The sequence below is a fragment of the Anaerofustis stercorihominis genome (assembly GCF_005844425.1).
GTDB lineage: Bacteria > Bacillota > Clostridia > Eubacteriales > Anaerofustaceae > Anaerofustis > Anaerofustis butyriciformans.
In genome coordinates this window covers 21553-29075 of the sequence record NZ_SPHL01000026.1, presented here as the reverse complement: position 1 = coordinate 29075, position 7523 = coordinate 21553, and the positions used below count along the sequence as shown (strand labels likewise).

Here is a 7523-nt window from a genome sequence, read left to right as displayed (position 1 = left end):
AAAGCAGGTTTGGAAGTTATTCAAAGAAAACAAATTCAATATGTTTAAATCTTGCTTTAATGAAATATGATATAGAAATTATAAAAAGTGTTTTATATCATGAGATTTGTCATATAAAACAAATGAATCATCAAAAAAGATTTTATGAACTTCTTTACAAGGTTTGTCCAAATTATAAAGAATATTCAAATTATTTAAAGAAAAATTTTAATTATTCAAATAAATGGTTTTTAATATAAAAAGGAGATAGTTATGAATGTAAAAATTGGATTTATAGGCAGCGGAAATATGGCTCAAGCTATTATTGGAGGTATGATTGATAGTAAGCTTGTAAGTAAAGATAATATATATACCACTGCAGTTTCTGATAAGACAATAAATTTGGTTAAAGAAAAATATGGTGTAAATACAAGCAAAGATAATAAAGATGTTGCAAAAAAAACAGATATTATCTTTTTAGCAGTTAAACCAAATGTTTATAAAACTGTTATAGATGAAATAAAAGATGTTGTTGATGAAAATAAACTTATTGTAACAATTGCAGCAGGGCAGACAATAGAAAATATAGAAGATATGTTTGGTAGGGAACTAAGAATAATAAGAACCATGCCAAATACTCCTGCACTTGTTGGAGAAGGAATGGGACTAATAACAGCTAATAAAAAAGCTACAAATGAGGATGTAGAAAATGTAGTAAAAATATTTAATAGTTTTGGTAAGAGTGAAATAGTTGAAGAAGCACTAATTGATACAGCCGGAAGTTTAAGCGGATGTGGTCCTGCTTATACATATATGTATATTGAAGCTTTGGCAGACGCTGCTGTTGAAAGCGGAGTTAAGAGAGATTTAGCATATAAGCTTGCTGCACAAATGGTTCTTGGTTCAGCAAAGATGGTTTTAGAAAGCGGGGAACACCCAGGTGCATTAAAAGATAATGTTTGTTCTCCGGGGGGAACGACTATAAAAGGTGTAAATGTTCTTGAAAAAGCTGGTTTCAGAGGGGTTGTAATAGATGCATTACTTGCAAGTATAAATAAAACTTTAGAAATGAGTAATAAAAAATAAAAAGATTAAAAAAGATTAAAAAAGATATTGACAAAGTATTATCCATATGATAATATAATTAAGCTTGATGAAAACCGAGAGGTACCGAAGTGGTCATAACGGGGCGGTCTTGAAAACCGTTAGGGTGCAAGCCCACGTGGGTTCGAATCCCACCCTCTCGGCCATTAAGAGTTTAATATCTTTTTTTTTATATAGAATTCGGAGAAGTACTCAAGTTGGCCGAAGAGGTGCCCCTGCTAAGGGTATAGGTCGCGCAAGCGGCGCGAGGGTTCAAATCCCTCCTTCTCCGCCATTTGCTTTTAATCTGAAAACACTTTGTTATAAAGAGTTTTCAGTTTTTTTTGTTTACATAAATTTTTAAAATATTCAAATACGTTATTTTAAAGGGGTTTAAGCCTTTTTTTTATTTATATAAATATTTAAAATATCTAAAATATCTATTCAAATATTTAAAAGTGTGGTTAAATGTCTGGTTAAAAGTGCGGTCAAAAGTGCGGTATTTTAATTAAACTTATTTTCTAATATTTCAGTAAATTTGTTATTTATAATTTGATTTGCTTTTTCCATTTCTACGTCTAATGTATGGCCATAAGTTTTAACTGTGTTCATTGTTTTACTGTATCCCATAATATCTTTAAGAGTTTTTAAAGGTAAATCGATGTCAGTTAAACTTATAAATGTATGTCTTAGTTTTATGGATAATATGTTTTAAAAGTTTATTTTATTTAAGTAATATTTCAGCTTAATAATAGGGTATTATTAAATAAGCATTTGTTTTATGTGTATTTAACTATAAGCTGTTTATAAAAAAATGTTTATTTTTTTATTTAATTAAAATAAGTATATAAATTTATTATAATTTTATATTTAATAAATTATTGGGTATATCTTTGATTCTTATAAACATTTACTTAATCAATCTGAAATACGGATATACATTTTAATGTAAATATATTTAGAATATATAATGCAAATTAAATTAGAATTGTTCTAATTTACTTGACTTTTTATTTTAAAGAGAGTATACTTATGTAAACAATTAAATTAAATACAAATATACGTTAATATAGATTTGTTATTTAGGAGGTGAATAGATATGTTAAAAAATAAAGTGGCAGTAGTTACAGGGGGAACAAGAGGAATAGGTTTTGCTACTGTAAAAACATTTTTGAAAAATGGAGCTAAAGTTGTGTTATTTGGTTCAAGAGAAGAAACGGTTAATAAAGCATTAGCAAAACTAAATGAGGAAAATAAAAGTTATGATGTTATTGGGATGTATCCAAATTTAACAAGTGAAAAAGAAATTAGAGAAGCTTTTTCAGAAATAAAGAGTAAATTTGGCAAAATTGATATTTTAGTAAATAATGCAGGAATGTCTGCAAGAAATAGTATTTATGATTATAGTTTGGAAGATTTTGAGAAAATTATTAATTTGAATCTTACAGCAGCATTTAATGCATCTAAAGAAGTTGCTAAAATCATGAAAGAACAAGGAGGTGGCGTTATATTAAATACTAGTTCTATGGTAAGCATATATGGACAACCATCTGGTGTTGGTTATCCTGCATCAAAATCTGCTATTAATGGACTTACAAAATCTTTGGCTAGAGAGCTTGGCAAAGATAATATCAGAGTAAATGCTGTTGCTCCAGGTATTATTAATACAGATATGGTAGCAGCATTACCAGAAGAACTTATAAAACCTTTAATTGCAACTATTCCTTTAAGAAGGGTTGGCGAGGCTGAAGATATCGCAAATGCATTCCTATTTTTAGCAAGTGATATGGCTAGCTATATAAATGGAGCTGTTCTATCAGTTGACGGTGCTGCAATGACTTAAACAATGTATATAAATAAAATATAATAAAGGAAATAAGGTGAAAAAATGAACGTAAATATTTTTAGAAAAATGTCTTATGGAGTATATATTGCTTCAACAATGGATGGTGAAAGACCAACTGGATGTACAGTAAACAGTATTATGCAAATTACTTCTGAGCCTGCAACAATAGCTTTGAGCGTAAATCATAATAACTATACGAATGGTTGTATAGAAAAAACAGGAAAATTTGCATTTTCAATTTTAAGTGAAAATTCAAATCCTGATTTGATTGGAAATTTTGGATTTAAAAGTGGTAAAGACAATGATAAGTTTGAAAATGTTGATTATGAAATGGTTGAAGGTGTTCCTGTTGTAAAAGATAGTGCCGGTTATGTTGTATGTGAAGTAATTGATAAAATGGAAACAAGCACTCATACTGTATTTTTAGGAAAAGTTATCGCAGGTGAGGTTTATGATGAATCTAAGAGACAAATGACATATGCATATTATCATGAAGTTATAAGAGGTAAAACAGCAAAAAATGCACCTACTTATATACCTGAAAAAGAAGAAGAAAAAAAATATGATGGTGTAAAATACGTATGTACTATTTGTGGATATGTTTATGAAGGAGATCCTCTTCCAGAAGATTATAAATGTCCTATTTGTGGAGCAGGACCGGATAAATTTAAAAAAGTAGAATAATAAAAAAGACACTTTAAAAGTGTCTTTTATTTTTTTATGCTGCTTATTAAGCCTCCTGTCAATGCATCCATTAATGTATCGTCAATCGTTAGATCATAACTGTAATTTTCATTTTTCGTAAGTTTTATTTCTACAGTTTGTGTAGTTGTTTTGGTTGATTTTGCTGCATCTTCTATTTCATTTGCTAGAATTTTTAGGCATTGATTGTTTAAATTTGATTTTTTTGTTTTTGATGAAGAATATAAATTGTCTACAATATAATCATAAGATTCTTTTTCATAATTTTTTAGTACATTTTTAAAACTTACATTTGTTATTTCTACTTTAATATTTGCATTTTCTGTTTTTTCATCTATTGATGTAGAAATAATTTTATAACTAAAATTTTTGAAAAGGTTCGTATATATTTTATTTAATGTTTCTTCATCTCCAGAAGAGTTTACGAGCATATTTATATATTCATTATCTGCATATCCCATCAAAATATCTTTATTCCCTGATTTTATTGCAGATAAAAATTCTTCTGTTTTTTCTTCCGGTTTTACAAAAGTACATCCGAAAAGACTTAAAATAATTAATAATGTTAATAAAAGAGATACTAATTTTTTCATGTTTTTACCTCACTTTAATAGTTATATTGTATATATAAAATTTGTATCTTTCAATAAAATAATTAAATTTTTGACATTTATTTATAAAAGAAGTAAAATATCTTCAAATAGTTCTAATTATATAAAGGAAATATAAATGAAAAATAAAAAAGTTAAAGTGAAAAAAACGATGAGGCTGAATAAGAGAGAAAAAGAATTTTTAATGCGTCATCGTATAATAAAAGATACTTTAAAAGATGAAAAAAAAGAAGTTAAAGATGAAGTTAATGAAATTACAAATAAAAATATAGCTTCTTTTGATAGTGAAGACATATCTTTTGAAAGTGCACTTTTAGACCTTGAAAATGCCGAAAAGCTAATAGAAGAAACTATCGAAGAATTTTCTCATGAAAATGAGGATAAAAAGGAAGTAGAAAATAATAATGATGTAATAATAAGTGATGTAAAAAAGATAAAAGAAGAACTGGAACATGTTGAAAAAGAATTAAAGACAGCAATTCCAAAGGAAAAACAAAAAAAGAAAATTTTAAAAATTACAGCTATAGTATTATGTGGTTGTATTTTAACGACTGGTATAGGTGTATATAAATATAATGATATAAAATATAATGCAATTGAACTTGAAAAACAAAAGGCTGTTAATGTTGCTGCTAATGCCAAAGAAGTAAATATTGCAGATAGTTTACGTGAATATACAGTAAGTAAAGTGAAGAAAGAAGAAAAGCTGAAAAGTTATTCTTTAAGTGAAATTTACAGTATGGATGTAAGCAAACCAAGCGGTGTAACCGCTAAAGAATTAAGTTATATAACAAAACAAAATCTTGTGGGGCTTGAAGAAGCTTTTGTAAAGGCGGAAGAAGATTATGGAGTTAATTGTTTGTTTCTTGTTGCAATTGCTTCAATGGAAAGTGCGAACGGAACAATATGCTTTAAACCAAATAATATGTTTGGTTATGGTTCAAGCGGATATTCTTCAAAAGCAGAATGTATTGATGATGTTGCAAAAGGACTTGCAAATAATTATTTAAAAGAAGGTGCATCTTTATATAATGGTAAAACTATAAGTGATGTAAATAAAAGATATGCTTCAAGTTCAACATGGGATGATAAGGTTGCAAGAAATATGTATAACTATTATAGTATTATAAGTGAAAAAAGAAATTCAGCATTAAATAAATTATAAAAAAGAGGACTGTTACCAGTCCTCTTTTTTTATTCTTCTATTCCCATTTGTTCTGATTGATCTTTAACAATTAAGTTGTCGATGAATTCGTCTATATCTCCATCAAGTACATCATTTAATTTATATAATGTTAATCCTATTCTATGATCTGTAACTCTGCCTTGAGGGAAATTGTATGTTCTGATTCTTTCAGATCTGTCTCCGCTTCCTATTTGGCTTTTTCTGTCACTTGCAATTGCTTCTTGTTGCTTTCTTTGTTCAATTTCAAATAATCTTGCTTTTAATATTTTTAAAGCCTTATCTTTGTTTTTAAGTTGTGATTTTTCATCTTGACATGCAACAACGATACCTGATGGAATATGTGTAATTCTAACTGCAGAGTCAGTAGTATTTACACTTTGTCCGCCGTTACCGCTTGAACGGTAAACGTCAATTCTTAAATCATTTTGATCAATATTTACTTCAACATCTTCAGCTTCAGGTAAAACTGCAACTGTTATTGCTGATGTGTGAATTCTTCCGCTTGATTCAGTGTCAGGTATTCTTTGAACTCTATGTGTTCCGCTTTCATATTTAAGTCTTGAGTAAGCACCTTTTCCTTGAATAGAGAATACAGCTTCTTTATATCCTCCAATACCGATTTCGTTAGTTGATAACATTTCAACTTTCCAATTCTTTCTTTCTGCATATCTTGTATACATTCTAAGAAGATCTCCAGCGAAAAGAGCAGCTTCATCTCCTCCAACCCCGGCTCTGATTTCAACGATAACGTTCTTTTCATCGTTAGGGTCTTTCGGAATTAGTAATATCTTTATTTCTTTTTCAAGTTCATCTTTTTGATTGTTTAAATCTGCAATATCATCAAGAATCATTTCTTTGAATTCATCATCATCGCTTTCGTTAAGCATTTCTTTATTTTCACTTAACTGTTCCATAACACTTGCATATTTTTTATATGCATTAACAATTGGTTCTAAATGAGAATGTTCTTTTAATAACTGCGTATATAACTCGTGGTTATTCATAATTTCAGGATTTATAATATCTTTATTTACTTCATTAAATCTGTTTTCTATAGATTTTAATTTTTCTAACATATATACCCCTCCGTGTTCTCTTATGGAATTATACACCAAAAAACCTTATTTTAAAAGTATTTTTTCTTATTTACATTTTAAAAGAAATTTTTTTAAACGAATTTTTTTATGTTTTATAAGTGAATAAATAATGTTTAAAGAAGTATTCTTTGGCAATAATAAAAATATATAAAAAGACATTGATGCCGGGAGGATTTATAAGGTGAAAAAAAGAATAAGAAAAAAAATTAAAATGGGGCAAAAAGAAAAGTTTCTTTCAAAAATATGTGTTGCTTTTTCCGTGATGCTTATTTTAGGAGTAATGTTTGGAGGTATTATAAACAAAAGTAATTTAAATGTTGCTGATGTGGGCGATGATAGAGTAGAAGAAAAGTCCGTTATGAATGAAGAGTTAAATAAAGGAAGTAATAAAAATAAAAGCAGTGAATCATTAAATATAAATAATGAAGATAAAACAGAAGAGACAAAAGATGATGAAAATATTGACGTTGAAGAAAATGAAAAAACAAAAGATGTTTTAAATACTGCTAAATTAGATTTATCAAATATTTCGCGTCCAGTACAAAGTGCAGAAATAATTATGGATTATAGCTATAATACAACTCCTGTATATTCAAATACTTTACAAGAGTATATATCTGATCATAAAGGAATTGATTTAAAATCAAATAAAAATGAAAATGTAAAAAGTATCTTGTATGGAAAGGTGAAAAGAGTATATTATGATGAAAGGCTAGGGTATAGTGTTGAAATAGACCATGGGAATAATTTATACAGTATTTATTCAAATTTAAATAAGAAGTTAAATGTTGAAAAAGGAGATATAATAAATAAAGGTGAAGTTATAGGAACTGTTGGGAAAAGTTCTTCGTTTGAAATAGCTGACGATTATCATTTACATTTTGAAGTAAAACAAGGTGCAGATAATATTAATCCTTCTACATTATTAAAATAATATAAAAAGCGGTACAATAATTATAACGTATCGCTTTTATTTAATTGACATTTTATTTTATATAATATATTATTTATAAGAAATA

Annotated in this window: 8 protein-coding genes and 2 tRNA genes; 8 read left to right on the top strand and 2 right to left on the bottom strand. The window is 27.7% G+C overall.

Features of this window, described 5'->3' with window-relative positions; translation table 11 throughout:
• The 6 genes from FGQ49_RS07410 to FGQ49_RS07385 form a co-directional block, all read left to right on the top strand.
• A partial coding sequence (locus tag FGQ49_RS07410; protein WP_138269233.1) for a M48 metallopeptidase family protein occupies positions 1–239 on the top strand: 239 nt, incomplete at its 5' end.
• 13 nt (positions 240–252) lie between these two features.
• A complete protein-coding gene (gene proC / locus FGQ49_RS07405; RefSeq protein WP_138269232.1) occupies positions 253–1065 on the top strand; it encodes a pyrroline-5-carboxylate reductase in 813 nt (270 codons plus the stop codon).
• A gap of 75 nt (positions 1066–1140) precedes the next feature.
• A tRNA-Ser gene (locus tag FGQ49_RS07400) sits at positions 1141–1229 on the top strand.
• A gap of 36 nt (positions 1230–1265) precedes the next feature.
• Positions 1266–1357: transfer RNA gene (locus FGQ49_RS07395), tRNA-Ser, on the top strand.
• Positions 1358–2161: 804 nt separating this feature from the next.
• Entirely contained in the window at positions 2162–2905 is a 744-nt protein-coding gene (locus FGQ49_RS07390) for an SDR family NAD(P)-dependent oxidoreductase (RefSeq protein ID WP_138269231.1), read from the top strand.
• 45 nt (positions 2906–2950) lie between these two features.
• A complete protein-coding gene (locus tag FGQ49_RS07385; RefSeq protein ID WP_138269230.1) occupies positions 2951–3592 on the top strand; it encodes a flavin reductase in 642 nt (213 codons plus the stop codon).
• Positions 3593–3618: 26 nt separating this feature from the next.
• Here the strand turns inward: FGQ49_RS07385 and FGQ49_RS07380 are convergent, their stop codons facing one another.
• Entirely contained in the window at positions 3619–4203 is a 585-nt protein-coding gene (locus FGQ49_RS07380; RefSeq protein WP_138269229.1) for a hypothetical protein, read from the bottom strand.
• A 169-nt stretch (positions 4204–4372) separates the two neighbouring features.
• On the opposite strand from FGQ49_RS07380, the gene FGQ49_RS07375 reads away from it, so the two are divergent.
• Positions 4373–5386: a glucosaminidase domain-containing protein gene (locus tag FGQ49_RS07375; RefSeq protein ID WP_171020638.1), complete on the top strand. Its 1014-nt coding sequence runs from the start codon at positions 4373–4375 to the stop codon at positions 5384–5386.
• Positions 5387–5415: 29 nt separating this feature from the next.
• Here the strand turns inward: FGQ49_RS07375 and prfA are convergent, their stop codons facing one another.
• Positions 5416–6483 (bottom strand): peptide chain release factor 1, encoded by a 1068-nt coding sequence (gene prfA, locus FGQ49_RS07370; protein ID WP_138269227.1) that lies wholly within the window; start codon positions 6481–6483, stop codon positions 5416–5418.
• A gap of 202 nt (positions 6484–6685) precedes the next feature.
• Between prfA and FGQ49_RS07365 the strand changes: the two genes are divergently transcribed.
• Positions 6686–7438, top strand: coding sequence for a M23 family metallopeptidase (locus FGQ49_RS07365; protein ID WP_138269226.1), 753 nt, complete (start codon positions 6686–6688; stop codon positions 7436–7438).
• The last annotated feature ends 85 nt before the right edge of the window (positions 7439–7523 follow it).